17 protein-coding genes are annotated in these 24574 nt (G+C 67.4%); 9 read left to right on the plus strand and 8 right to left on the minus strand.

Translation table 11 applies throughout. The features are described from left to right. Positions 1 to 40 precede the first annotated feature (40 nt). The 3 genes from ASD71_RS14750 to ASD71_RS14760 all read left to right on the plus strand — a co-directional run bounded on the left by ASD71_RS14750 (position 41) and on the right by ASD71_RS14760 (position 3803). The gene (locus ASD71_RS14750) at positions 41 to 1150 is read left to right on the plus strand and encodes a YcjF family protein (protein ID WP_056565208.1); all 1110 of its coding nucleotides are present in this window, start codon (positions 41 to 43) and stop codon (positions 1148 to 1150) included. Positions 1151 to 1332: 182 nt separating this feature from the next. Next, positions 1333 to 3420, plus strand: coding sequence for a bifunctional diguanylate cyclase/phosphodiesterase (locus ASD71_RS14755; RefSeq protein WP_056565211.1), 2088 nt, complete (start codon positions 1333 to 1335; stop codon positions 3418 to 3420). A 170-nt stretch (positions 3421 to 3590) separates the two neighbouring features. Beyond that, positions 3591 to 3803, plus strand: a complete 213-nt coding sequence (locus tag ASD71_RS14760) for a DUF1059 domain-containing protein (RefSeq protein WP_056565214.1) — start codon at positions 3591 to 3593, stop codon at positions 3801 to 3803. 97 nt (positions 3804 to 3900) lie between these two features. On the opposite strand, the gene ASD71_RS14765 is transcribed toward ASD71_RS14760, so the two are convergent. Beyond that, the gene (locus tag ASD71_RS14765) at positions 3901 to 7311 is read right to left on the minus strand and encodes a TM0106 family RecB-like putative nuclease (RefSeq protein WP_056565216.1); all 3411 of its coding nucleotides are present in this window, start codon (positions 7309 to 7311) and stop codon (positions 3901 to 3903) included. 256 nt (positions 7312 to 7567) lie between these two features. Here ASD71_RS14765 and ASD71_RS14770 point away from each other — a divergent pair, with 256 nt between their 5' ends. Next, the gene (locus ASD71_RS14770; RefSeq protein WP_056565219.1) at positions 7568 to 8347 is read left to right on the plus strand and encodes a Sir2 family NAD-dependent protein deacetylase; all 780 of its coding nucleotides are present in this window, start codon (positions 7568 to 7570) and stop codon (positions 8345 to 8347) included. Between the two features lie 16 nt (positions 8348 to 8363). Here ASD71_RS14770 and ASD71_RS14775 read toward each other — a convergent pair whose 3' ends face one another. Further along, positions 8364 to 9416 carry a YafY family protein gene (locus ASD71_RS14775; protein WP_056565221.1) on the minus strand — a complete coding sequence of 351 codons (1053 nt, stop codon included), beginning with the start codon at positions 9414 to 9416 and terminating at the stop codon, positions 8364 to 8366. Between the two features lie 173 nt (positions 9417 to 9589). After that, positions 9590 to 11110 (minus strand): EAL domain-containing protein, encoded by a 1521-nt coding sequence (locus ASD71_RS14780; RefSeq protein WP_235512134.1) that lies wholly within the window; start codon positions 11108 to 11110, stop codon positions 9590 to 9592. Positions 11111 to 11585: 475 nt separating this feature from the next. Here ASD71_RS14780 and ASD71_RS14785 point away from each other — a divergent pair, with 475 nt between their 5' ends. From ASD71_RS14785 to ASD71_RS14795, 3 genes are all read left to right on the plus strand, one after another. Further along, positions 11586 to 12518: an N-carbamoyl-D-amino-acid hydrolase gene (locus ASD71_RS14785; protein ID WP_056565224.1), complete on the plus strand. Its 933-nt coding sequence runs from the start codon at positions 11586 to 11588 to the stop codon at positions 12516 to 12518. Positions 12519 to 12647: 129 nt separating this feature from the next. Then, complete coding sequence (locus ASD71_RS14790; protein ID WP_056565227.1) at positions 12648 to 13583, plus strand: ornithine cyclodeaminase family protein; 936 nt, start codon at positions 12648 to 12650, stop codon at positions 13581 to 13583. A 41-nt stretch (positions 13584 to 13624) separates the two neighbouring features. Further along, a complete protein-coding gene (locus ASD71_RS14795) occupies positions 13625 to 14605 on the plus strand; it encodes a quinone oxidoreductase (RefSeq protein WP_056565230.1) in 981 nt (326 codons plus the stop codon). Positions 14606 to 14637: 32 nt separating this feature from the next. On the opposite strand, the gene ASD71_RS14800 is transcribed toward ASD71_RS14795, so the two are convergent. Further along, a complete protein-coding gene (locus ASD71_RS14800) occupies positions 14638 to 15573 on the minus strand; it encodes a LysR family transcriptional regulator (protein WP_056565233.1) in 936 nt (311 codons plus the stop codon). Between the two features lie 97 nt (positions 15574 to 15670). Between ASD71_RS14800 and ASD71_RS14805 the strand changes: the two genes are divergently transcribed. Further along, positions 15671 to 16891 carry an MFS transporter gene (locus tag ASD71_RS14805; RefSeq protein WP_056565234.1) on the plus strand — a complete coding sequence of 407 codons (1221 nt, stop codon included), beginning with the start codon at positions 15671 to 15673 and terminating at the stop codon, positions 16889 to 16891. A 37-nt stretch (positions 16892 to 16928) separates the two neighbouring features. On the opposite strand, the gene ASD71_RS14810 is transcribed toward ASD71_RS14805, so the two are convergent. The 3 genes from ASD71_RS14810 to ASD71_RS14820 are packed head-to-tail and all read right to left on the minus strand — an operon-like array spanning position 16929 to position 20682. Next, a complete protein-coding gene (locus ASD71_RS14810; protein ID WP_200949401.1) occupies positions 16929 to 18350 on the minus strand; it encodes an aldehyde dehydrogenase family protein in 1422 nt (473 codons plus the stop codon). After that, positions 18347 to 19459: an alcohol dehydrogenase gene (locus ASD71_RS14815; protein ID WP_056565237.1), complete on the minus strand. Its 1113-nt coding sequence runs from the start codon at positions 19457 to 19459 to the stop codon at positions 18347 to 18349. The genes ASD71_RS14810 and ASD71_RS14815 overlap by 4 nt, the downstream gene beginning before the upstream one ends. Next, the gene (locus ASD71_RS14820; protein ID WP_056565240.1) at positions 19456 to 20682 is read right to left on the minus strand and encodes an ABC transporter substrate-binding protein; all 1227 of its coding nucleotides are present in this window, start codon (positions 20680 to 20682) and stop codon (positions 19456 to 19458) included. The genes ASD71_RS14815 and ASD71_RS14820 overlap by 4 nt, the downstream gene beginning before the upstream one ends. A gap of 180 nt (positions 20683 to 20862) precedes the next feature. Here ASD71_RS14820 and ASD71_RS14825 point away from each other — a divergent pair, with 180 nt between their 5' ends. Then, on the plus strand, positions 20863 to 23556 hold the full coding sequence (locus ASD71_RS14825) for a LuxR C-terminal-related transcriptional regulator (RefSeq protein ID WP_056565244.1): 2694 nt from the start codon (positions 20863 to 20865) through the stop codon (positions 23554 to 23556). Between the two features lie 25 nt (positions 23557 to 23581). Here ASD71_RS14825 and ASD71_RS14830 read toward each other — a convergent pair whose 3' ends face one another. Continuing rightward, positions 23582 to 24493, minus strand: a complete 912-nt coding sequence (locus tag ASD71_RS14830) for a DUF4261 domain-containing protein (protein ID WP_056565246.1) — start codon at positions 24491 to 24493, stop codon at positions 23582 to 23584. Positions 24494 to 24574 lie beyond the last annotated feature (81 nt).

The following is a 24574-nucleotide window of genomic DNA, read 5'->3' on the forward strand; positions in this document are numbered from 1 at the left end:
TATCGTTCCGGCATCCTTCCCCGCTTTCCAAGTCCCCTCAATGAGCGCCATCCGCCCCGACCACCCCGACCTGCAGGACGCCATCGCGGATGCCATCAGCACCGCCACGCGGGGCGCCGGCCGCGTCAACATCCTGGTCGCCGGCAAGACAGGCGTCGGCAAGAGCACGCTGCTCAACGCCGTGTTCCGCGGCGATCTGGCCCGCACGGGCGCGGGCAAGCCCGTCACCCAGACCACCCAGGAATTCACCCGGCCCGGCCATCCGCTCACGATCATCGACACGCGCGGCCTGGAAGTCGGCGACTACGAGCAATCGCGCGCGCAGCTTGCCGAACTGATCCAGGAACGCTCGGCGTCGGACGATCAGGACCGGCACCTGCACGTGGCGTGGCTGTGCATTCAGGACAGCAGCCATCGTGTCGAAGACGCGGAAATCGAACTGTGCGACATGCTGGACAAGGCCGGCATCCCGGTCGTCGCGGTGCTGACCAAGGCGCGCAAGAACAGTCCTTTCGTCGAAGACGCGCGCAAGCTGTTGCCGCGCGCCAGGCAGGTCGTGGCGGTGCGCGCGCTGCCCGAATGGATCGAGGAGCTGGACGCCGAATTGCCGCCCATGGGGCTGGACCGCCTGATCGAGGTGACAGCCGAACACGTGCCCGAGGCGCAGCAACGCGCCTACGCCAACGCGCTGTCCACCCGCAACAAGAAAGCCCTGGAAGTAAAAAAAAAGCGGGCTGAGATCGAGGTGAACGTGGCCGCCGGTCTGGCCGCCTCGGCCGCCGCCGCGCCCATTCCATTCTCCGACGCCTTTGCGCTGGTGCCGATCCAGGTCGGCATGATCGCCAAGATCGGCATCACCTTCGGCATGGAACTGAACACCACCGCGATCACCACGCTGGTGACGTCCACGCTGGGCGCGTCGGCCGCCACGCTCATCGGCCGCTCGGTCGTCTCGGGCATGCTCAAGTTCATTCCGGGCGCCGGTAGCGCCGTCGGCGGCACCATCGCCGCGACCACCGCTGGCGCCATCACCAAGCTGCTGGGCAATGCCTACATCGCGGTGCTGCACGACTTCTGCCTGAAGAATCCGGGCAAGGACATCGACGTCCCGATGATCGCGCAGGCATTGAAGCAACGCGTCAAATTTTGATCGCGGGCCGATGCAATTAATTGAGTTTGTGCGACACGATTCGATAGATTGGTCTTTTTCGTGACAGTAAGGTAAATATTGCCGGCTTCACGACGTAAATCCGTATAACCCCTAGTTCTTCAGGGCACATCCGCGCAGGCGCGTTGTCCCAACGCGGCCGGAGCGCGAGCCCGCCGCCTCCAATGATCCTCGCCAATTCCGACGTCATGTACCGCCACCTGGTGCAAGGCGTCGTCGACTACGCCATCTACATGCTCAACCCGGATGGCATCGTCGCCAACTGGAACGCCGGCGCGCAGCGCGCCAAGGGCTACACCGCTGCCGAAATCGTCGGCCGGCACTTTTCCTGCTTCTACACCGAGGAAGACCAGGCGCGCGACGTGCCCCAGCGCGGCCTGGCCACCGCGCGCGAAACCGGCAAGTTTGAAGCCGAAGGCTGGCGTGTGCGCAAGGACGGCTCGCTGTTCTGGGCGCACGTCGTCATCGACGCCATCCACGACGACTCGGGCGCGCTGATCGGCTTTGCCAAGGTCACGCGCGACAACACCGAACGCCGCGAACGCGAGCAGCAATTGTTGAGGGCCAAACAATTGGCCGACCACTACAACAGCGAGCTCACGTCCATGTCGTCCTTCCTGCAGGCGGTGGTGTCGCACATTCCGTCCTGCGTGCTGGTGCTGGATGCCGTGTCGCGCAAGTTCCTGCTGGCCAACCGGCAGGCCGAGGAAACCTTTGGCGGCAAGCCAGGCGGCCTGGAGGGCAAGACCGCGAAGGATTGCCTGCCCGACCTGGTGTGCGCGTTCTTCGACCGCCTGACCAACGACGCGCTGCGCTCGGACGGCGCCATGCGCGAAGAGGAAGAGGAACTGGCCACCGCGCGCGGCCCGCGCACGCTGCACACCAAGACGCTGGCGTTTCACAGCAACGACCCGCGCTCGCGCTACGTGCTGCTGATCGCGGACGACGTCACGGACGAGAATGCCGCGCACGCGCAAGTGCGCTACATGGCGCACCACGACACGCTGACGGGCATGCCCAACCGCCGCCTGTTCCGCGACCGGCTGCTGAGCGCGCTGGGCGCAAGCTGCGACCGCTCGACCGCGGTGCTATGCCTGGACCTGGACAACTTCAAGTGCGTGAACGACACGCTGGGCCATCAGTCCGGCGACGAACTGCTGCGCCTCCTGGCCAAGCGCCTGCCCAAGCACCTGCGCGAACAGGACACGCTGGCGCGGCTGGGCGGCGACGAATTCGCCATCGTGCTGCCCAACATCGCCGAACAGGACGACGTGCGCAAGCTGGCCGAGCGCCTGATCGAAGCGGTGCGCCAACCCTTCGAGATCGCCGGGCACACCGTGCCCGTCAGCGTGAGCATCGGCATCGCCATATCCGAATCGCAGGCCCTGTCGGCCGACCACCTGCTGCGCTACGCCGACATGGCGCTGTACGAGGCCAAGCGCAACGGCCGCAACTGCCTCGCGTTCTTCGAGCCGGAAATGGAAGCCGCCGCGCTGCGGCGCCACGAGGTCGAGATGGATCTGCGCCAGGCGATCATCTCGCATCAGCTGCAGCTCTATTACCAGCCCATCACGGACGTGAGCCACGTGCGCATCGTGGGGCGCGAGGCACTGATGCGCTGGCAGCATCCAAAGAAGGGGCTCATCATGCCGCAGGACTTCATCCCCATCGCGGAAGAAACCGGCCTGATCCACGAACTGGGCGCCTTCACGCTGCACGAGGCCTGCGTCGAAGCCATGCGCTGGAACGACCATGAAACCGTGGCGGTCAATCTGTCGGCCAGCCAGTTCACCAACGGCGCGCTGGTGTCGCTGGTGGAGTCCGCGCTGGCCAAGTCCGGCCTGCCCGCGAGCCGTCTGGAACTGGAGATCACCGAATCGGTGCTGCTCGCCAATTCCTCGGGCAACCTGGCAACGCTGCACCGCTTGAAGGAACTGGGCGTCAAGGTGGCGCTGGACGATTTCGGGACCGGTTACTCGTCGCTCGGCTACCTGCGCACCTTCGAGTTCGACAAGATCAAGATCGACAAGTCGTTCACGCAAGACGTCGAATCCAGCCGCGAGGCGCTGGCCATCATCCGCGCCATCAACGGCATCGGCCGCAGCCTGGACATCCCCACGACGGCCGAAGGTGTGGAAACACCGGCGCAATTGGAACGTCTGACGGCGGAGGGCTGCTCGCACTTTCAGGGGTATCTGCTGGGCCGTCCGGTATCGCACGGCGACGCCGCCGCCGATACCGCGCCGGCATAGGCCACATCCGGCGCGACCCCGCGAAATAAGACGTCTGCGGCGCGCGCCGCAGACCTATACTTTGAAAACACCGGCCGCGATGCGACGCGCCATCGCGCCGGTGTGTTGCGCCTGGCGCGCCGGCTGTTCAAGCACGCAATGCCTTTGCAGGCATGCGCGGGGAGAGCCCCATGACACGCAAGTACATCGATTGCCGCGAGTATCCGAGCGAGATGAACTGCTCGGTGGCCTTGTCCGCGGACTCGGACGAGGAACTGCTCGAAGCCGCGGTGCAGCACGCCACCACGGTGCACAAGCACGCTGACTCGCCCGAACTGCGCTCGCAGCTCAAGTCCCTGTTCCACAACGGCACACCGCCCGCCGAAGCGCCCCGCCGAGGCTGACGGCATCGTCTGCGGGCGCGGCGGGCCGGAATTTTCTATCCGGTTCGCTGCGTCCGCCTTCCGTCCCCGTGTTGCCATGCGTCACGCTGACCGCGCGCTATTCGTTCTGACCGGCTTCGGCGACCCAGCACAGCGTGTTGACCAGCGCCATCTGCTCCGGCGTCTGGCAGCGCACCGACAGCAGGGCGGGGCTGGCGACCAGGATCGCCAGCGCCTTGGCCCGCGATACCGCCACGTTCAGGCGGTTCCTGCTGAACAGGAATTCCATGTCGCGCGGCATGGTCTCGCCGCTGGAGGTGGCCATGGAAATGATCACCACCTGCGCCTCCTGGCCCTGGAACTTGTCGACGGTACCCACGCGCGCGCCCTCGGGCAGCGCCTGCCGCAGCGTGTTGACCTGCACGTTGTAGGGCGACACCACCAACACGTCGTCGGGCGTCATCGGCACCGCGCGCCCGTGCTTGTCCAGATAGCGCTGCCGCATCAGGCTGGCGTATAGCGCGGCCACTTCGCGCGCCTCTTCGTCGCTGGACTGCGCGTTGCCCTCGTGCACGACCGGCACGTACCGGATGCCGCTGGCGGCCAGCGCGTCGGCGGCATCCGCGCCCAGCACCAGGCCCTGACCCGCCGCCGATTCCGCCGCGCGCAGCCGGCCGTCGTAGATGGCGTCGGAAATGAAGCCGCAGATCGCCGGGTGCATCCGGTACGAGGTGTCCAGGAAGATGCCGCGATCGGCCGCGATGGTGGCGTGGCCGTTCAAGAGGTATTCCAGCGTGGATTCGCCCGAGCGGCCGGGATGCGTGCCCTTGGTCGGCTGGCCAAGCTGCATCTGGTCGCCCAGCAGCACGATGTTGCGCGCGCATTGGCCCAGCGCGACCAGGTTCGCCAGGCTGACCTGACCGGCCTCGTCCACGAACAGGTAGTCGAACTGCTGCTGGAAATCGGCCCGGCTGAAAAGCCACGCCGTGCCCGCCACCAGTTGGTGGCGCGACAGATCGATTTTGTCGTTGGCAAAGACGTCTTCAATGAAGTTGCCGTTGAAACAGGAGTCGTCACCCTCCTTGCCCGACTTCTTGGCGCCGGTGAACGCCAGGCCCGCCTCGCGCGCCGCCGTTTCCAGGCCAGAAAGCAGGTTGTTGATGGCGTGATGGCTGTTGGACGTGACCGCGATGCGCTTGCCTTGACGCAGCAGGTTCACCAGCACGCGCGAGCCGGTGTAGGTCTTGCCGGCGCCGGGCGGCCCTTGCAGGAAGAGGGTGGTCCCGTCCATGCGGCCGACGATGTCCACGACCTGATCCAGCAGCTTCGCGCCCGGGTCGGCCAGCGCGGTGCCGGGCGGCACGCCGCCGATGCGCGGCGGCTCGTGCTTGAGCAGCGCGTCCACCGCGCGGAACGGCGTGCTGGCGCCATCGTCCGACGCGAGCAGCGCGTCGCCGTAGCGGAACATGGCGTTGGCCAGCTCGTCGATGCTGACCGGCTTGCCCGGCCCGAGCGACAGGCGCTGCGGCGGCGTCGCCTTGCGCGACATGGTGAAGGTGGCGACGCCCGCCGTAGGATCCACCGTCAGCCGGCTGATCGCCGGCCCGCCGCGCACGTCCGTACAGGCCGACCCGGTGCGCAACTTGGTCTGCTGCGGCGGGAAACGGTAGGTGTAGCGCAGCGACTGCGCCACCGGTTCCGGCGCCACGGTGTCGTCACGCGCGAGTCCGGCCAGGCATTCGTTGTCTTCCACCAGTTCGGCCTCGGTGGCCTCCATGCGGGCAAACATGGCCCACCATTCCGGCTTCTGTTCGCGGCGATGAAAGTCCAGCAACTGGTATACCAGCGCGCGATAGCGATCGCGCTCGGACCAGTCCAGCTCGTCGGCGGGCAGGGAGCCAAGCAGCGCGGCGCGGTACGGTTCCAGGCGCAGTTCGGCCGCGGTCTTTTCGCCGACCTGGAACCGGGCGGCATCGATCTGCTGCTGCGTGTCGCGGCGGTTCGCCCAGGGCATGCCGTCGGGACGCAGCGCGCATAGCCATTCGCGCAGCTTGTACGTGGACAGCACGTCGTCGCGGTTGTAGTCGGCGATGTCCTGCAGCAATTGCGCCTCGCCGGTGCGCTTCCAGCGTTCGTAGTAGACGATGCTGGCGCCGGCATTGGTCACGCCGCCCGCGCGCTGCGGCAGGTAGAAGTGTTCGATGTTCTTGATCGAGTACCCCGGCTCGGACACGCGCACGCCTTCGCGCACGACCTGGTACAGATCCACCAGCTTGTTCATGCGCAGCAGGTTGTCGACCTCGGCCTCGCGCGTGGCGTGTACGGACATCAGCTTCTTGATCGCCGTCGCCTCGTAGGGCGCGTAGTGGTAGATGTGCGCATCGGGATGGCGGTGCAGGCGCGCCACGACGTAGTCGATGAAGGCCTCGAAGGCCAGCTTCTCTTCGCCGCGGTTGTGCGCCCAGAACGGCACGAAGCGTTCCTGGCCGTCGTCGATGACATACAGGCCAAACAGGTATTCCAGCCCGCCTTCCTCCAGCGGATCGCCTTCCATGTCGAAGAACATATCGCCCGCGTCCGGCTGCGGCATGCGTTCGAAGCCGCGCAGCGAGGTGTCGTCCGGGTCCTTGGCGATGCGGTCCCAATGGCGGCCGCCGTCGGTCCGGGCGCGCAGCTGCAGCGCCGCCTGCGACCGCAGCTTGGAGAGGATGGCGGGTTCCAGACGTGCGACCGCCGCATCGGGCGGCAGCGTACCCAGTTGTTCCAGCGTGCGGATGCCCTGGCCGTTCAGCTTGCGGATCTGCTGCCGCGTGATGTTGGCGACCAGCGACAGGTGATCGTCGTCCGCGCGGCGCGTCTTGCACAGCGGATCCCAGCGGCACTGGGCGCATTTCTCACAGGGGTCGGGATACGTTGACGCAGCGTCCCGCTGATCGACGTGCGCCTCGAAGCGGCGCATGACCTGGCGGAAGTAATGGGCATAGTCGGCCACGCGCAGCGACACCTCGCGGCCGCTGCCCAGCACCACGTGCATGTGCAGCGGCGCCGCGCCCTGTTCCAGGCCCAGGAGCCAGGAATAGAACGAGAGCTGGATGGCGAACTTGGCGCGCGCCGACCGCGCCAGCTTGGTGTCGCTGGCCTCGTAGCTGTAATCGCCCAGGCGCGAAGGCCGCCCGGTCTTCAGCAGGAAATCGGCATGGCCGATGTATTGGCCATGCCGAAACGCCGCCTGATAGATGACGTCGGCACCCTCTGCCATGGCCTCCCGCGTGCGGGCCATGCGCGCCGCCAGCCCGCCGCCCGCGTCACTCACGTCCACGATGTGCCGGCCGCCGGCACGCAGGCGCTCGAGATACGCGCGCTCGTGGTCCAGCCCTTTCTGCTGGATCAGTTCGAGCTGTTCGTCCTCTTGCCCGGCCGGCAGCGGCGATTCGAGGTTGAGCAGATCCAACGTGGTCAGATGCTCGCATTCCAGGAAACCGACCAGGTCGGAAGCGGAAAACAACAGGCGGTCGCCGGTTTTTTGCATGGTGCGTATAGAGGCCGGACGCGATTTGCGGAGGCCAAGAATAGCAAAAGAAGGATCCGGACATTATCCGGCGAATAACCGCGTAATCGGCTGAAATCTGTTCCGATTAATTCAACCCTCAAATGTCCAAATGCGGTTTCATAATCCAGGCTGTTTCAGTAATTGGAAGCGACATGCCTGGTTTGTTCGATTTGATTATCTGCAGCCTTGATCGCGCCGGATTTTGCGGCCTCTTTTGCAGTGGCGGGCGGTTCGCATGAAACTTCTCACCCTCGATATTTCCGATTCCCTGGTGCAGACGCTGCGCGCGGCGCGCCTGATCGTCGTGCTGACGGGATCGGGCCTGAACCCCGCCAGCCGCCTGCCGCAAAGCCGCGATGGCATGCGCGGCCTGTGGGCGCGCTACGACGCCGCGGCGCTGGCGTCGGCCGCGGGCTTTCAAAACGATCCGTCGCTGGTGTGGGCCTGGCATGAGGAGCGGCGGCGCCGGGCGCTGCTGGCCACACCCAACGCGGCGCACCGCGCCATCGCCACGCTGGCCGAGCACGTGCCTGGCACGTTTGTGGTGACGCAGAACGGCGACACGCTGCATGAACAGGCGGGCAGCCCGCGCATCCTGCATCTGCATGGCCGGTTCGACCAGCCGCGATGTTCGAGCTGCGGCATGTCCCACACGCTGAGCGCCCCGCCGGAAAAGCCTGCGCGGCATGGCCCGTATCCCGCGCCGCCCGCCTGCCGCATCTGCGGCAATCTGGTACGTCCGGGACGGCTGTGGCACGGCGAGGCGCCCGCGCCCCCCGTCTGGCGCGTCGCCAAGGGACTGGCTGCCAACGCCGATCTGGTGTTGACGGCCGGCACGTCGTGCCAGACGTCCGCGGTGGCCGAACTTTGCTACGAGGCAGTGGGGCGCGGCGCGCAGCTCGTGCAGATCAATCCCAATCCCACGACGCTGGATCGCGTGGCCAGTCACTGCATCCGGGGCGCGGCCGAGAAAGTGCTGCCGCTGCTGCTGGCGCGCGCCTGGCCTGGCGGCTGAGCCCGTGGCCGGCGGATTAGAGGTAGCGGCGCGCCAGTTCGCGGGCTTCGCGGGCGAAACGCTCGCGGATGACTTCCGGTTCCAGCACCTCGATCGAGGACGCGTGCCCGTGCAGCAGCTGCCACAGCATGACCGACGGGCGCACGGTGGCGGTCAGCGTGAAGCCGTGCTCGTCCTCGTCGATCATCTGGTCCGCCGAGAGCCAGAACTCGCGCAGCGGATGCCGCTGGCGCCGGCCATCGTCCAGCACGGGTTCGGCGGCATGCAGCCGGATGCGGGTTTCCTCGCCCGGATCGAAGTTCAGGGCTTCTTCGCGGCGCACGTAATCCTGCAGATCGAACGTGGGGTCCAGGTCGGCGGCCTCGTCCAGCAGCCGGACTTCCGACAGCCTGTCCATGCGGAACAGGAACCGCCTGCCCGGCTGACTCGCGCCCCACGCCACCATGTACAGCACGCCGGCGCGGTCGACCATCGCCAGCGGCGTCATGACATATAGGCGGTCGGCGGGGGCCTTCTCGCCGAAGGGCGTATTGCGAAACGACAGCTTGCGGTTGTAGTACAACGCGCCGCTGACCTGGCGGTAGACCTCGGCAGGCACCGTGGGCAGCACGGTGGGATGGGTGCCGTCGATGCGCAGGATCTTGCGCGCCCAGTCATGCGCCGGCCCGATCGCGGGCTGGGACCGGTGTGTTTCCAGATAGCGCCACGCGCTGTCGAACGTGGTTGCCAGATCGTCCAGCACGACGGCCGGCAGGTGGCGGTCGGCCACCTGCTTGAGCGCGCACATCGCCATTGCCATGTTCGCGTTCATGTTCTGAATGTGGAAATCGGTGCGCCGCAGGGTGCTGTACCAGAGCTTGCCGCGCGTGGCGCCCACGCTGCCGACGCTATCCAACTTAAGCAGCGTGCGGCGGATCTGCTTGTCGTCGGGCACCGGATTCTGCAACGCGGCCAGCCGGTCGCGGATTTCCGCCATGCCCATGCCCATCGCCATTGCATCGGTTTCTTCGTTACGAACATACGGCAGGATGCGCAGCAGGTTGTCGACGAGCGTCTGGTTATGTCCCATGGCAGATACAGCAAATTAACCCGTTAAATATCGCCCCGCATTCTATCTGCAAAAGCAGCCAATAATGATTTGCCGCATTCCAGATAATGCGTCCGGCGCTTTGGCCGCGCACTTTGTATTATGTCGGTTGTCCCAAAAATAAAATGGACATACGACAACCTGCCCGCCAGCGGTCAATCGGTTACGATGTCCGCGAGCGGGACGGGGCGGCCAAACAGCCAGCCCTGGCCCACGGCAGCGGGCTGGCGGGCCAGCAGATAGCTGGCCTGCGCTTCGGTCTCGATGCCCTCAATGATGAGATTGATGCCCAGCTCCCGCGATATCGCGATGACATGGTCGACGATCAGGGTGCCCGCGTCCTCGGCGCCGATGGCGCTGGTGAAGCTGCGGTCCAGCTTGATCGCGTCGGCCTGCATTTCGGCCAGATAGTTCAGGTTGGAATGGCCCGTGCCGAAATCGTCAATGAACACCTTGAAGCCTTTGCCGCGCAAGGCCTTGACCATCGCCAGCACGTGGCCGTCGGACAGCGGCGTGCCTTCGGTGATCTCCAGCGCCACGTTGGCGGGCGTCAGGCCGCGCTCGCTGACGGCGTCCAGCAGGAAATTCCGGTAGCCCGCATCTTTCAGGTCCGCCGCCGACACGTTGATGCTGACGTAGAGTGCGGGATCGTCGCGCAGACGCTCGTGCAGGTCGCGCAGCGCCCGCGACGTCACCAGCCTGGACAGCGCGCGGCCCAGCCCCATGGCTTCGGCCAGCGGCACGAACAGGATGGGCGACACGTCTCGGCCCCGGGCGCTCCACCGCGCCAGCGCCTCGAAGCCCGCCAGCTGCCGCGTGGCCAGCTGACGCAACGGCTGGTAGTGGACCTGGATGTCGCCGCCCAGGATGGCCTTGCGCAGCTCGCTCTTGGCACTGCCCGCGTGTATGCGCCACAGGACGCAAAGGCCCGCCAGAAAGGCGAGGGCCAGGGCGCCAACCACGGACAGCACCATTGCCGGAAGCTGGAACCAGGCGTCGGACCGCAACCGCGACACGACGCAGATGTCCGGACCGCCGTCCGGCGCACACAGCGAGGCGCGCCGTTCGGGCGCGAAACCCAGGTCATCCTCGTTTTCGCGCGGCATGTCCAGGTCGTGCGCGCGGCCGAAACGCCGGTACACATGGTCGCCATCCCGCGTCACGATCTTGGCGTCGATCCGGGAACCCGGTTCCGGAAAGCCGTCGAACGCGCCCGGCGCGGTGAACACGATGATGTCGCGCATTGCCGCCATGTCGCCGATGATGCGGCGGTCAACGATATTGGCGGCGCCCACCCAGAGCTGCAGCCCGCTGGTCAATGTGAAGGCCGGCGGCGGCAGCGTCAGGGGATCGGGCAGCTTGCCCCAGGCCGCGGAGCAGCGCAGCATGCCGCCCAGCGTGCGGCCGATGTCCCGGATGTAGGTGGAATTGAAGAGCAGCACGCGCAGGGTCGCCACGTCCGCTTCCGAACATAGCGCGCCGCCCTGGGTGGCCGCTGCCATGAGGCGATGGCTTTCCTGCGCCACCCGAAGCGCGTGCGCAAGCAGCCGGGCGTTATGCCCGGCGAGTTTGTCGTCGGCCTGGTTCAGTTCGATCTGGCGTCCAGCCAGCACCCCCGCGAGGAATCCAAGCGCCGACAACAACAACACAAAAGCCGCAATTCTGGAACGTGACATGGGGGACCGGTGCACATGGGCGGCGCGTTGCATGCAATTCTGCGCGTAAGGCAATGTAACCGAACTTCCAGGTGCTTAAACCGCAAATTCGCCCCTCCTGACCCGCTAATTGTGGCTTTCGGAAATGGACGCATTGCTAGGAAGGCGGCCGGGCGATCCGCGCCACGCGGCCTCCGCGAGACCGGATCTACGGGGAAACCCGATATAAAACTTTGCGCGACGCCCATGATCGCGCGTTATGCACAGGTGCGATTTCGGCCGCGCAATTCCCTGGGTTTTCCCATGCAGATCAAGGCGTTGGGAAGCCGAGAGGGGTCCGGCAATGCTGCCCGCCAGGCGGCCGGACTGCGGTATCGGACCGGTCCGCGGCCGGGCATGCTTGCGCCTTCGGCCTAGAACGCGCACCTCCCCCGCGCGGCGGCCCCCCCGCAAGAATCTGGAGACCTTCGTGAACCCCTCTTCCCCGTCCCGCAAAATGGGCCTGGCCGTCGCCCAGATGGGCGCCGTCAATCTGGCCGACACCCGTGCGGTGGTCGTGCGCCGCCTTGTCGAGATGATGCGCGAAGCCGCCGCCCGCCAGGCGGAGTTCGTCGTGTTTCCCGAGCTGGCGCTGACGACCTTCTTTCCTCGCTATTGGATGGATGACGCCGAAGCGGTGGAGCGCTATTTCGAAAAAACCATGCCCAATGCCGACGTGCAGCCGCTGTTCGACACGGCGCGCGAGCTGGGCATCGGTTTTTACCTGGGCTACGCCGAGCTGACGCCGGAAGGCCGCCAGTTCAACACCGCCATCCTGGTGGACCGCAGCGCCAAGATCATCGGCAAGTACCGCAAGATCCACCTGCCGGGCCACTCGGACCACAAGGTCGACGCGCCTTTCCAGCATCTGGAAAAGAAGTTCTTCGAAGTCGGCGACCTGGGCTTTGGCGTGTGGGAGACCAACGACGTCAAGATCGGCATGTGCCTGTGCAATGACCGCCGCTGGCCCGAGACCTATCGCGTCATGTCGCTGCAAAGCGCCGAGCTGATCGTGCTGGGCTACAACACGCCGTCGCTGAACATCCACTGGAACGAGCCCGCGCACCTGCGCACCACCACGCACGAGATCGTGCTGCAGGCCAGTGCCTACCAGAACGCGGTGTGGATTGGCGCGGCCGCCAAGTGCGGACATGAGGACGGCCATCACATGATCGGCAGTTCGATGATCGTTGCGCCGTCCGGCGAGATCGTGGCGCGCGCCAGCGGCGAGGAAGACGAAGTCATCACCGCGCGCATCGACCTGGCGCTGGGCCAGACCTTCCGCGACCACGTCTTCAATTTCGCCAAGCATCGCAGCCCGCATCATTACAAGCTCATCGTCGAGCGCACCGGCGCGGGCGACCCGCTGCCCCGGCCCGACGTGGACTGACGCCGCACGCCAGCCGAGTCAACCCGATTGCCCGCGACATCGCGGGCAATTTCTTTTGGCAGCGGCCGCTCGCACGCTGCTAGACTGCCCCAGACTCCTTGATAGACCGACCACGCAGGCAACGATCCGATGCGCTTAATCGACACCGACCAGACCCGCAACGCCCTGTCCTTCGACACCGTCATTCCCGCCCTGCGGGACGCCTTCCGCGAAGACGCCACGGTGCCCGCCCGCCACGTGCACGCCATCCAGTCCGGCAACGCGCACGGCACCTCGCTGATCATGCCGGCGTGGAGCGACCGCGGCTACTTCGGCGTGAAGATCATCAACATCTTCCCCGAGAACACGCATCAGGGCCTGCCGGGCCTGCACGCCACCTACAACCTGTACAGCGCCACCACGGGCGTGCCGGTTGCGCAGGTCGACGGCGATATCGTCACCGTATACCGCACCGCGGGCGCGGCGGCGCTGGGCGCGGACTATCTGGCGCGCGCCGATTCCCGCACGCTGCTGATCGTCGGATCCGGCCGCATCGCCGGCCTGGTGGCGCAGGCCATGCGCACGGTGCGCCCGATCCAGCGCGTGCTGGTTTGGAATGTGCGCCCGGCGGGCGCCGAGGCTCTGGCGGCAACCCTGCGCGAGCAGGGCTTCGATGCGCAAGCGGTCACCGACCTGCAAGCCGCCACCGGTCAAGCCGACATCGTCAGCTGCGCCACGCTGTCCACCGAACCGCTCATCCACGGTGCGTGGCTGCGCCCCGGCACGCACCTGGACCTGATCGGCAGCTTCAAGCCGGAAATGCGCGAGACGGACCCGGCGTGCTTTGACGGCACCACCGTGTATGTCGATACCGACGAGGCGCCCACCAAGTCCGGCGACCTGCTGTCGGCATTTGACGCCGGCGTGCTGACGCGCGAAGGCATCCAGGGCAACCTGCACCAGTTGACCAAGGGCGAGACCCCCGGCCGCCGCAACGATCAGGAGATCACGGTGTTCAAGGCAGTGGGCAGCGCGCTGGAAGACCTGACGCTGGCGACGCTGGTGTATGAAGCCGTGAAGGAATGATGGCAGTTGGTGCTTTACCCATAAATCAAAGGAGACAACGCATGACGCAGGCACGTTCCATCCAGTTGACCGAGTTTGGCGCACCGGAAGTCATGCGGCTCGTCGACGCCGACCTGCCGCCCCCCGGGCCGGGCGAGGTGCAGTTGCGCCAGACGGCTATCGGTTTCAACTACATCGACATCTATCAGCGCGCGGGCAAGTATCCGCTGCCCACGCCGACAGGCCTGGGGCATGAAGCAGCCGGCGTGATCGAGGCGGTGGGCGCTGGTGTGACGGACCTGCGCGTGGGCGACCATGTCGTCTACATGAACGCGGGCGTGGGCGCCTACGCCAACCGGCGCAACGTGCCGGCCGCCAAACTGGTGAAGATCCCGGCGGGCATCTCCGACGAAGACGCAGCCGCCGTGTTCTTCAAAGCCATGACGGCGCAATACCTGGTCAAGAAAACCCATGCGGTCCAGCCCGGCGACATCGTGGTGGTGCACGCTGCCGCGGGCGGGGTCGGACAGATTCTGAGCGGCTGGGCGCATGCGCTGGGCGCCCGGGTCATCGGCACGGCGGGCTCGGCCGCCAAGTGCGAGGCTGCGCGAGCAGCCGGCTGCGATGTGGCCATCGACTACACGCAGGAAAACTGGGTGGAACAGGTTGTGGCGGCCACGGGCGGCAAGAAGGCGCGGGTCGTCTACGACTCCGTGGCAAGGCACACGTTCATGGGGTCGCTGGACTGCGCCGCGCCGTTCGGCATGGTGGTGCTCTTTGGCGCGGCATCCGGCCCGGCCCCGGCCATCGATCCGGAGTTGCTGAACAAGAAAGGCTGCCTGTTTCTCACGCGCCCGTCCGTGTTTCCGCACAACGCCGACACGCAGACGTTCCGCGCCAATGCGTCGGATGTTTTCGACGCCATGCGAACCGGTGCGGTTCGCGCGGCCATCGGGGCGCGCTATCCGTTGGAACAGGTCCAGGATGCCCACCGCGCTGCTGAAAGCCGCGCGGTCACCGGCGCCATCGTAATCACCCCCTGATCGGCGGCGAGGGGGCCGGCGCCGCGCGAAGGTCAGGCCCCCGCCAGCTCCATCGGCAGATGCTCGCGCATGATCTCGATGAAGCGCCGCAGGCGCGCCGGCTGAAAGCGCGATGGCGCATAGACCAGGAAGACGGGCAGGGCGTCCGCGCGCCACTGCGGCGCCAGGTGCACCAAGCGGCCGGCGGCCAGATCGCCCTGCATGGCCCAGGCCGACCCCAGCGCCACGCCCAGCCCCTGGATGGCCGCGTTGCGCAACGCATGCAGGCCGTCGGTGGACAGCCGCGGCTGGATGTCGAAGCACTGCCTTTCCCCGCTGCCGCAATGCGTCAGGCTCACTTCCGTGCGATAGAAGGTGCGTAGCGCCAGCCACGGCAGGCGCGCCAAGTCTGAGGCGTCCTGCGGCACCGGTCCGCCCGCAAGCAGGTCCGGCGAGGCGACGACGATGCGCGGCACCTCGCCCAGCTTCACGGCAATCACCGAGGGATCCGTCACGGCGCCCACACGAATCGCACAATCCACGTTTTCTGCGATCAGATCCGGCATGCGATCGTGCAGCAGCCATTCCACCCGCATGTTCGGATAGCGCTTCAGGTACTTGGCCAGCGGCTCGATGAACTGATCCTGGCCGAACACATGTGGCGCCACCACGCGCAGCATCCCGGCCGGATCATCGTCCGCGCCGCGCACCTCGCTTTCGAAGGACTGCCAAGACGCCAGCAGCTCCTTGCCCCGCTCGTAGCAACGCTGGCCGTCTTCGGTCAGGCGGATGGCGTGGGTGGAGCGCTTCAGGAGCCGCACGCCCATCGTGCGTTCCAGCAGCTGCAGGCGGCGGCTGACGGTGGGCTGGGTGCCGCCCATCTGGGCGGCGGCGGCGGACAGGCTGCCGGCCTCGACGATGCGTACGAAGGTTTCGATCAGCAGCATGCGGTCGGTGCCGGCTGCCACGGGGAGGGCGGGGGTGGTCATACGCCTATCGTATAACGCATGTACCCGAAGGTCGGCTACCAAAACCCCGGCGGCAAGCCCAGAATTTGCCCCGTACTCAAAGCCACCGGACACCACCATGTCATCCCCCACTTCCCACCCCTCCCTATCGCGCGGCCTGGTCTTCCTGCTGGCCGTGGGCGCCGGCCTGGGCGTCGCCTCCCTTTACTACAGCCAGCCAATGCTCGGCGTGCTGGGCGCGGACATCCACGCCAGCGCCGAAACGCTCGGCTGGATTCCCACGCTGACGCAACTGGGCTACGCCTTCGGCATCCTGATGCTGGCGCCGCTGGGCGACCGCTATGACCGCAAGCGCATCATCCTGGTGAAAGCCGCCGTGCTGGCCCTGGCGCTGCTGCTGGCCGGCGCGTCGCCGACGATCGGCCTGCTGCTGGCCGCCAGCTTCGCCATCGGCCTGTCCGCCACGCTGGCGCAGGACATCGTGCCGGCCGCAGCCCACCTGGCCCCGGCCGACCAGCGCGGCAAGATCGTCGGCACCGTCATGACGGGCCTGTTGCTGGGCATCCTGCTGTCGCGGGTGGTCAGCGGCTTTGTCGCCGAGCAGTTCGGCTGGCGCATGATGTTCGCGGCCGCCGCCGTCAGCATCGTGGCGCTGGGCGCGGCCCTGTGGCGCGGTCTGCCGCGGTTCGAGCCGACGACGCGGCTGGCCTACAGCGCGCTGCTGGGGTCGCTGCTGACGCTGTGGCGCCAGCACCCCGGTCTGCGCCGCGCCGCCACCGCGCAGGGTCTGCTGTCGCTGGGCTTCAGCGCCTTCTGGTCCACGCTGGCCGTGATGTTGCACGACGCGCCGTTCCATCTGGGCGCGGGCGCCGCCGGTGCGTTTGGCCTGGCCGGCGCGGCAGGCGCCCTGGCCGCGCCGCTGGCCGGCCGCGTGGCCGACACGCGGGGTCCGCTGGCGGTCGCCAGCCTGGGCGCCGGCCTGACGATGGTGTCGTTTGCCGCCATGATCTTCCTGCCCTTCCTGCCCACGCACGCTGCGCTGTGGCTGATCGGCGGCGCCGCGGTCGGCTTCGACCTGGGCATCCAGACCTCGCTGATCGCGCATCAAAGCATCGTCTACGGCATCGACCCGGCCGCCCGCAGCCGCCTGAACGCCATCCTGATGACGGGCGTCTTCATCGGCATGGCCGCCGGCGGCGCGCTGGGCAGCCTGGCGCTGGCCCACTGGGGCTGGACCGGCGTGACGCTGACGGCAGCAGGCGCCGCGGCCGCCGCGCTGGCCCTGCGCCTGTGGCCCGCCAGCAACCGCAACGGCGATGCCAGCCGCTACGCCGCGTGAGGATCGGGCCGGCGTCTCGCGGCGCCGGCCGTTCCCGCTACACCAGCACCGACACCGTCTGCGTGTTGGTGTATTCCAGCAGTCCGTCCAGCGCGTTTTCCACCCCCACGCCAGACTGCTTGTGCCCGCCAAAAGGCACGTCGGGGGACATGACGTGGATGTGGTTGATCCACACGGTGCCGGTCTCCAGCCGCCGCGCAATCGATTGCGCCAGCGCCACATCCTTGGACCACACCGATCCCCCCAATCCGTACTCGGTATCGTTGGCGCGGCGGATCACCTCGTCGATGTCGCGGTACTTCAAGAGCGGCAGCACCGGCCCGAAAGCCTCCTCCACCACGCTGCGCGCGTCGTCGGGCGGATTGTCCAGGATGGTTACCGGCACGAAGTAGCCCTTGCCCTCCGGCACCTCGCCCCCCGTCAGAAAGCGCACGCCGGTCCGGTGCGCGTCGGCGATCAGGTCCTTGACGCGTTCGAACTGCGCGCGGTTCTGGATGGGACCAAGTCCGGTGCCGGGCTGCGAACCGTCACCCACGACGACGCTGGCCGCCTCGCCCGCCAGCGCGTCGGCGAAGGCGTCGTAGATGGACTCGTGCACATACAGCCGCTTGGTCGCCAGGCAATACTGCGAAGAATTGCGGAAGGCGCCCCAGAACAGCTTGGCGGCCGTTTCCTTGACGTCGACATCGGGCAGCACGATGGCCGCGTCGTTGCCGCCCAGCTCCAGCGTCACGCGCTTGAGCCGGCTTGATGCGCTTTGCATGACGCGGCGCCCGGTCACGGTGGATCCGGTGAAGGCGATCTTGTCGATGCCGGGATGCTCGGTCAGCCACGGCCCCAGGCGGTCGCCGCCGCTGACCACGTTCAGCACGCCGGGCGGCAGCAGGTCCCGGAACAGTTCGCCCATCTTCAATGACGTCAGCGGCGTGTACGGCGAAGGCTTGAGCACCACCGTATTACCGGCCAGCAGCGCCGGCGCGATCTTCCAGATGGCGAGCGTCATCGGAAAATTCCACGGCGCAATGGCGGCAACCACGCCGATGGGCACGCGCCGCGTCTCGAATCGGTGGCCCGCGCCGCTGTCGTGATGTTCCACCGGCAGGTCGCGCGCGGCAAAGGCGCGCAGCCATGCGACGCAGCGGCCAACCTCGGCGCGCGCGTCCGCGTGCGGCTTGCCTTGCTCGCGCGTCAACAGACGCATGAAGCCGTCGGCGTGTTGTTCAAGTTCATCGCCCAGCTTGCGCAACGCCGCCTGGCGCTCGCCGATGGGCCGGTCGCGCCACAGGCCGAACGCCGCGCGGGCCGCCGCGATGGCGGCGTTCAGCTGGTCCAGCGACGCATCGGGCGCGGCCGCGATGCGCTCCTCGGTGGCAGGGTTGAGCACGTCGAAGGTCTGCGGCGACGTTTCCGCGCGGCCGTTCACCGTCATCGTGTAATCGGAATCCAGATTGATGCTCATGGTTGTGTTGCCTGTTCAAGAGTGACCGGGGATGCATGGGGTTTCGTGCCGGCGGCGGGACCGAGCAGCAGCCGTCCCACCACGCGGCCCGCGGCAAGATCCGCCAGCGCGGACTGCGCGTTATCCAGACAGCGGCATGCGGTGGGAATGGCAACGGGCCGGCGTTCGCGCACCAGCGCCATCAACGCGCGCAGTTCGTCCAGGTTGCCGATATACGACCCTTCGATGCTGATGGCGCGCATGGGCGCCAGCGCGGGCGACAACGTCAGCTCCCCGCCAAAAAGACCCACCAGGATGAGCTGGCCGCCTTTGGTCAGCAGATCCAGGCCCAACTGCACCGTGCTGGCCGCGCCCACGCAGTCGATCACGGCCCACACCGCGCCCGCCGCCTGCCGCACCTGCGCGGCGGCATCGGCTGCGCCGGCGTCGATGGCCGCATGCGCGCCCGCGGCCAGCGCGGCGCCCCGGCGCGCGCCGTCCGGCTCCACCACGACGACGTTGCCGCAGCCCATCGCGCGTAGCAGCGTGACGCCCATCAGCCCCAGCCCGCCCGCGCCGATCACCACCACCGATTCCTCGGCCAGCACGTCCTGCGGGATCTTGAGAATGGCACTGTACGTGGTCAGGCCCGAGCACGCATAGGGCGCGGCCTGCTCGGGGCGCAGCTCGCCGATATCGACCAGATAGCGCGCGTGCGGCGCCACGATGTGATCGCTGTAGCCGCCGGGGCGGAAGATGCCCAGAAAGCGCGGCGATGCGCACAGGTTTTCACGGCCGCGGCGGCACACCTTGCAGTCGCCGCAGCCGATCCAGGGATAGACGAGGTAGCGCTGCCCCGGTTGCACGTTTGCGGGCACGTCCGGCCCGGTGGCAACCACTTCGCCCACGGTCTCGTGGCCGAGCGTCAACGGCAGCGACACACCGCGTTGCTGCATGCTCAAGCGCTTGCTGCCGCCCAGGTCATACGAGCCTTCCCAGGTGTGAATGTCGGTGTGGCACACGCCCGCGGCCAGCACCCGAAGCAGCACCTCGCTGCCTTGCGGCGCGGGCGTGGGGCGTTCGGCGCGCGTCAGCGGTTCGCCAAATGCCGTGACCTGATAGCTGATCATTCCGCGCCCCCGGACTTGGCCAGCGCGCAGCCGCCCTTGTCGAGCGGACGGAACGCCACGTTGCCCGGAATCACCGCGACCTGGTTGTACAGGTCCCATTCGCCCTTGGAGTCCGCGGGCTTCTTCACTTCAAACAGGTACATGTCGCGCACCACGCGGCCGTCCACGCGCAGCTTGCCATCCTTCGTCATGAAGTCGTTGATCGGCATCTCACGCATTTTGGCCATGACGGCGTCGGCGTCCTTGGTGCCCGCGGCCTTGACCGCGTTCAGGTAGTGCGTGACGGCGCCATACGTGCCCGCCTGCGTCATCGTGGGCTTGCGGCCGACCTTGTCCTGAAAGCGCTGCGACCACGCGCGCGTGGCGTCGTTCTGGTCCCAGTAGAAGGCTTCGGTCAGCAGCAGCCCCTGGCCCAGCGGCAGGCCGATGGATTTGACGTCGGACAGGAACGCCAGCAGCGCCACCAGGCGCTGCGAACTGCCGGGCCGGCCGATGCCGAAGTCCGCGGCCTGCTTGATCGCGCTGATGACATCGTTGCCGCCCAACGCCAGGCCGATGATGCCGGCCTTGGAGCTTTGCGCCTGCAACAGGTACGAGCTGAAGTCGGGCGTGTTCAGCGGCGAGCGCACCGCGCCCAGCACCTTGCCGCCGTTGCGCTCGATCACCGCCGATGCATCGCCCTGCAGCGCGTAGCCGAACGAATAGTCCGCCGTCATGAAGAACCAGTTCTTGCCGCCCTGTTCCGTGACGGCCGCACCGGTGCCGTTGGCCAGAGCGTAGGTGTCGTAGGTCCAGTGCACCGTGTAGGGCGAACACGCCTTGCCCGTCAGTTCGGACGTGGATGCGCTGGTCACCATGACAACCCGTTTCTTTTCGCGGCCCAGTTCGCTGATCGCCAGCGCCAGCGCGGACGTCGGCAGGTCGGTGATCATGTCCACCCCGTCCTGGTCGAACCACCGGCGCGCGGCGGCGCTGGCGACGTCCACCTTGTTCTGGCCGTCCGTGAAGACCAGCTCGATCGGCTTGCCCAGCACCGAGCCGCCAAAGTCCTGAACCGCCATGCGCGCGGCCTCGACCAGCCCCTTGCCGCCGATGTCCGAGTACGCCGAACTCATGTCGGCCATGATGCCTATCTTCACGGGGGCCGCCGCGTTTTGCGCGTGCGCGCCGCTTGCGGCCAGGATCGCGCCCGCCAGCGCGAGCGTCAGTTTGGGGATTGCCATGGACTTGTCTCCGTTATCGGTTTACGCCGTCTTTGCGGCGGTGTGCGTATTGCTCCGGGGAGCGTCCTTTTGTATCGTAGGCACGCGATTTCGCCTTCGTCCAAAGCGACGATTTTTCGCGCGTATCGCGGGTTTTCCCGCAACGATCCCCGCAAACCGCAGTCCCTGAACAGGCAGCCCATGCGTCATTCGTTCTCGATGGAACAGGCGCTGGCCAGCGGCAAGCTCAATGCCCCGGCCGCGCATGGCGACCATGTCGCCCGGCTTGCGCTGTGCGAGGCGATCTGCCGTCCGGAAGGACCCAAGGTGGTGGTGGCGCGCGGTCCCGCAGGCTACGGCAAGACCACATTGCTGGCGCAGTGCCAGGCGCGTCTTCAGGCCGGACCGATGCGCACCGCCTGGCTGACGCTGGACCGCGCCGACAACGACCTCTCGCGCTTTCTGCGTTGCCTGATGGCGGCGCTGGGCACACTGTCCGGCGGCGCAAGTCCGGCGTTCGCAGCCCGCGATTCGGAGGACACGCTGGCGCTGGCGCTGGTCGAGGCCGTGGCGTCGCACGAGGCGCCGTTTGCCCTGGTGCTGGACGAATTCGAAGCCATCACCGCCCCCGCCGTGCTGGACCTGGTGCAGGACCTGATCGGGCGCCTGCCCGCGCACGGCCGGCTGTTGATCGGCTCGCGGCATTCGCCCGGCCTGGCGCTGGGCCGGTTGCGCGCGGCCAACCAGTTGCTGGAGATCGACGCCGCGCAGCTGTGCTTTTCGATGGACGAGGCCACCCAGTTCTTTGCGCGCCGCCAGCCCATGCTGACGTCCGCCGAAGTCGAACTGCTGCATCGCAAGACCGAGGGCTGGGCGGCCGCGCTGTGCCTGGCGTCCGCCTCGCTCGCGCGGCAGCCGTCCGCCGCCGCGTTCATCGAACGGTTCTCCGGCAGCGACCAGTCCGTGGCCGACTATCTGGCGCAGGACGTGCTTGCCAGCCAGACGCCCGCGCTGCGCCGCTTCCTGCTGCGCACCAGCATTCTCAAGCAGCTCAGCGCACCGCTGTGTCAGGCCCTTGTGCCCGACATGGACTGCGCGGACCTGCTGCGGCAACTTGAAGACGGCCACGTGCTGCTCACGCGCACCGCAGCCGACGAGCGCCATTACCGCTATCACAGCCTGTTCGCCAGCTACCTGCAATCGCAGCTGCGCGCGCAGGCGCCCGGCGACATCGCACACCTGCATCTTGCGGCCTCGCGCTGGTACGAGACGCAGGGCCGGCCCGTACCAGCGATTGACCACGCCATCGACGGCGGCGACTTCGGCCGCGCGCTGGCGCTGTTGCAGGCGCACGCAGAGCCGCTGCTGGCCGAGGGCCGGATGCGCCTGCTGTCGCGCTGGCTGGGCCAGCTTCCCGCGGCAGTGCTTGCCACCCGTCCGCTATTGCAGGCCATGCAGGTGTGGGCTACCTGTTTCACGCGCGGCCCCAGCGAGGCCGCCGCGCTGATGGCTGACCTGAAGCTGGCCGGCAGCGCCGACCCCGCGGTGCAAGCGCACGTGCGCGCGCTGCAACCCCTGCTGTTGTCGATGATGGATCGCCAGGAGGAAGCCTACGCCGCCGGCATGCCCAGCGTCGCGTCATTGGGCGACGCGCTGTCGTTCACCGACACCGCGCTGGCCAACGCCATGGCCAACGTCAGCGCCGTGCTGGGCCGCTACCACGAGGCGCGCGCACTGCTGGACACCGCGCGGCGCGCGCAAAGCCGCAGCGCCAGCACGTTCAACCTGATGTACTCGGAAGCGGTCGAAGGCATCATCGACCTGCAGGAAGGGCGCATGCGCCAAGCCGGCGCGCGCTTTCGCATGGCGGTGCGGGCCACGCGCAAGGGCGCTTACGGACAGGCCAACGGCAACGCATGGGCCGGCGTGCTGTATGCCGCGTGGGTGTACGAGACCGGCGACCTCGCGCAGGCCGCGCGGCTGCTGCAGGTGTACGTGCCGCTGGGCCGCGACGTCGGCCTGCCGGACCACCTGATCCTGGGCTACCTGATGCAGGCGCGTGTGGCCTTCTACGAAGGCGATCCCGAGCAGACCTTCTACCTGCTGGGCGAACTGGAATACCTGGGCCATCAGCGCGGCCTGCCGCGCATCGCGGCCAGCGCCCGCGTCGAGCGCGCGCGCGTGCTGCTGATGCAGGGCCATCCGCACGCCGCGCGCGACGAACTGCTGCGCGCGGACGACGCCGACCTGTGGCGCCGCGTGGAAGCACTGCGGCTGCCGGCCAATGACCTCTTGTATCCGCGGCTGGGACGATTGCGGTGCGCGGCTTTTGACGGCGATCCCGCCGCCGCGCTGCGTGAACTGGATCAGGACATCGCAAAGGCGTTGGCCGCTCAGCGCGTGCGGCGCGCGTACAAGCTTCAGCTGTTTCGCGCGGTCACGCTGGCGCGCATGCAGGACGATGGCGCGGCGGCGGCGCAGCTTGCGCCGCTATTGCACACGGCGCAATCCGAAGGCCTGTGCCGCGTGCTGGTGGACGAGGGCGCGGAGCTGGCCGGCCTGTTGCAGCGCCATGCCGCGTCGCCGGCCGGCAGTGCATGGCTGGCGTCGGACGGCGCGCGCGCGTGGTGGCAGCGCTACCTGGCGCAGGCCCGTTTGAACCCGGCGGCGCCGATTGCCCCCGTGGGCGAGGCGCCCGGCGTGGAAGGCCTCACGCCCAAGGAACTGCGCGTGCTGCGCCTTCTGGCCGAGGGCCATTCCAATAGCGCCATCGCGCGGCAACTGTTCGTGTCGGAGAGCACCGTGCGCACGCACCTGCGCCACCTGAACGTCAAGCTCAGTGCGGACAGCCGGACGCAGGCGGTGGCGCGGGCCCGCAGCGCGGGCCTGCTGTGACGTACCCCGTGACGCACTCCGTGGCTTACTCCGGCGTGTTGATCTGATCCGCCGTGATGATCTCGGCGACCAGCACCTGCCCCGGGCCATCCAGGTAATACTCTTCCTTGGCCGGTTCGCGCAGCTTCATGTAGGCGTCTTCGCCGATCTGCATGGTGTGGCCAGCGGCCAGTACGGCGCCGCTTTCCAGCATGTAGCTCATGATGTTGTTGAACATGGTCGAGTACATCTCGCCCTCGTCATGGCCCGTTGCCAGCGCCGCAAAATCCGGCAGGCCGAACGCATCGGCGCCATAGGTGCGCATCCACACGCCCTGCACACCTTCCACCTCGTATTTCACGAAGCCGCAATACAGCATGTTCAGCGGCAGCGTGCGCAACAGTTCCATGCTCTCGTCGCCCAGCGACTCGTCGGCAAACACGCCGGCGGACAGCGACGTGTGCGCATGCTCGTTCAGCACCGCCAGCGCCTTGAAATTGGCCAACGCCCCCGCCACTGCGGCCAGCGCCACGTACTGCTCCAGCGGATCGGTTTCGTAGCCCGCGTAATACAGGATGATGTGACTCACATGCGCGCGGACCTCATCCTTCAACGCGGCCGGATAGTGCGACGGCGCCACGCAGGTTTCCAGCGCGTCCTTGGGATAGGGCGCATTGAAGCCCACCAGCCGCACGACGTGCTTGTCCCAGCCGGCCATGCCCAGGAATTCCGGCATGTCGTGCGCGATTTCGGCGCGGGCGTCCTTCATGGTCGGGTGGTAGGCGCGCAGCGCTTCAGCCAGCGCCGACTCGGAAATCGCCAGCGGCGCGGCAAAGAGGACTTGCAGGCTCAGCGGTTGCGCGATGTCCGGATTTGCCAGCAGGGCGGTGGAATCCGTGGGGTCGGCGGCGCCGGTGGGTTCTTCCTTGCGGCCGAAGAAACGGGAGAAGATGCTCATACGTATCCAAGGTTCGAAATAAAAACGGGGACAGTATAAGGACCCCGCCGGCGCATTCATCGCCGAGGTCGCCATTGGATA

This window comes from Achromobacter sp. Root565 (assembly GCF_001427425.1).
Lineage (GTDB): Bacteria > Pseudomonadota > Gammaproteobacteria > Burkholderiales > Burkholderiaceae_B > Achromobacter > Achromobacter spanius_D.

What these genes read in the sequence shown, in the direction of transcription:
- ASD71_RS14770 (WP_056565219.1), top strand. Translation starts at nt 7,568, where the DNA reads ATGAAACTTCTCACCCTCGATATTTCCGATTCCCTGGTGCAGACGCTG.
- ASD71_RS14750 (WP_056565208.1), top strand. Translation starts at nt 41, where the DNA reads ATGAGCGCCATCCGCCCCGACCACCCCGACCTGCAGGACGCCATCGCG.
- ASD71_RS14760 (WP_056565214.1), top strand. Translation starts at nt 3,591, where the DNA reads ATGACACGCAAGTACATCGATTGCCGCGAGTATCCGAGCGAGATGAAC.
- ASD71_RS14790 (WP_056565227.1), top strand. Translation starts at nt 12,648, where the DNA reads ATGCGCTTAATCGACACCGACCAGACCCGCAACGCCCTGTCCTTCGAC.
- ASD71_RS14780 (WP_235512134.1), bottom strand. Translation starts at nt 11,110, where the DNA reads ATGTCACGTTCCAGAATTGCGGCTTTTGTGTTGTTGTTGTCGGCGCTT.
- ASD71_RS14795 (WP_056565230.1), top strand. Translation starts at nt 13,625, where the DNA reads ATGACGCAGGCACGTTCCATCCAGTTGACCGAGTTTGGCGCACCGGAA.
- ASD71_RS14810 (WP_200949401.1), bottom strand. Translation starts at nt 18,350, where the DNA reads ATGAGCATCAATCTGGATTCCGATTACACGATGACGGTGAACGGCCGC.
- ASD71_RS14800 (WP_056565233.1), bottom strand. Translation starts at nt 15,573, where the DNA reads ATGACCACCCCCGCCCTCCCCGTGGCAGCCGGCACCGACCGCATGCTG.
- ASD71_RS14755 (WP_056565211.1), top strand. Translation starts at nt 1,333, where the DNA reads ATGATCCTCGCCAATTCCGACGTCATGTACCGCCACCTGGTGCAAGGC.
- ASD71_RS14820 (WP_056565240.1), bottom strand. Translation starts at nt 20,682, where the DNA reads ATGGCAATCCCCAAACTGACGCTCGCGCTGGCGGGCGCGATCCTGGCC.
- ASD71_RS14830 (WP_056565246.1), bottom strand. Translation starts at nt 24,493, where the DNA reads ATGAGCATCTTCTCCCGTTTCTTCGGCCGCAAGGAAGAACCCACCGGC.
- ASD71_RS14785 (WP_056565224.1), top strand. Translation starts at nt 11,586, where the DNA reads ATGGGCCTGGCCGTCGCCCAGATGGGCGCCGTCAATCTGGCCGACACC.
- ASD71_RS14825 (WP_056565244.1), top strand. Translation starts at nt 20,863, where the DNA reads ATGCGTCATTCGTTCTCGATGGAACAGGCGCTGGCCAGCGGCAAGCTC.
- ASD71_RS14765 (WP_056565216.1), bottom strand. Translation starts at nt 7,311, where the DNA reads ATGCAAAAAACCGGCGACCGCCTGTTGTTTTCCGCTTCCGACCTGGTC.
- ASD71_RS14775 (WP_056565221.1), bottom strand. Translation starts at nt 9,416, where the DNA reads ATGGGACATAACCAGACGCTCGTCGACAACCTGCTGCGCATCCTGCCG.
- ASD71_RS14815 (WP_056565237.1), bottom strand. Translation starts at nt 19,459, where the DNA reads ATGATCAGCTATCAGGTCACGGCATTTGGCGAACCGCTGACGCGCGCC.
- ASD71_RS14805 (WP_056565234.1), top strand. Translation starts at nt 15,671, where the DNA reads ATGTCATCCCCCACTTCCCACCCCTCCCTATCGCGCGGCCTGGTCTTC.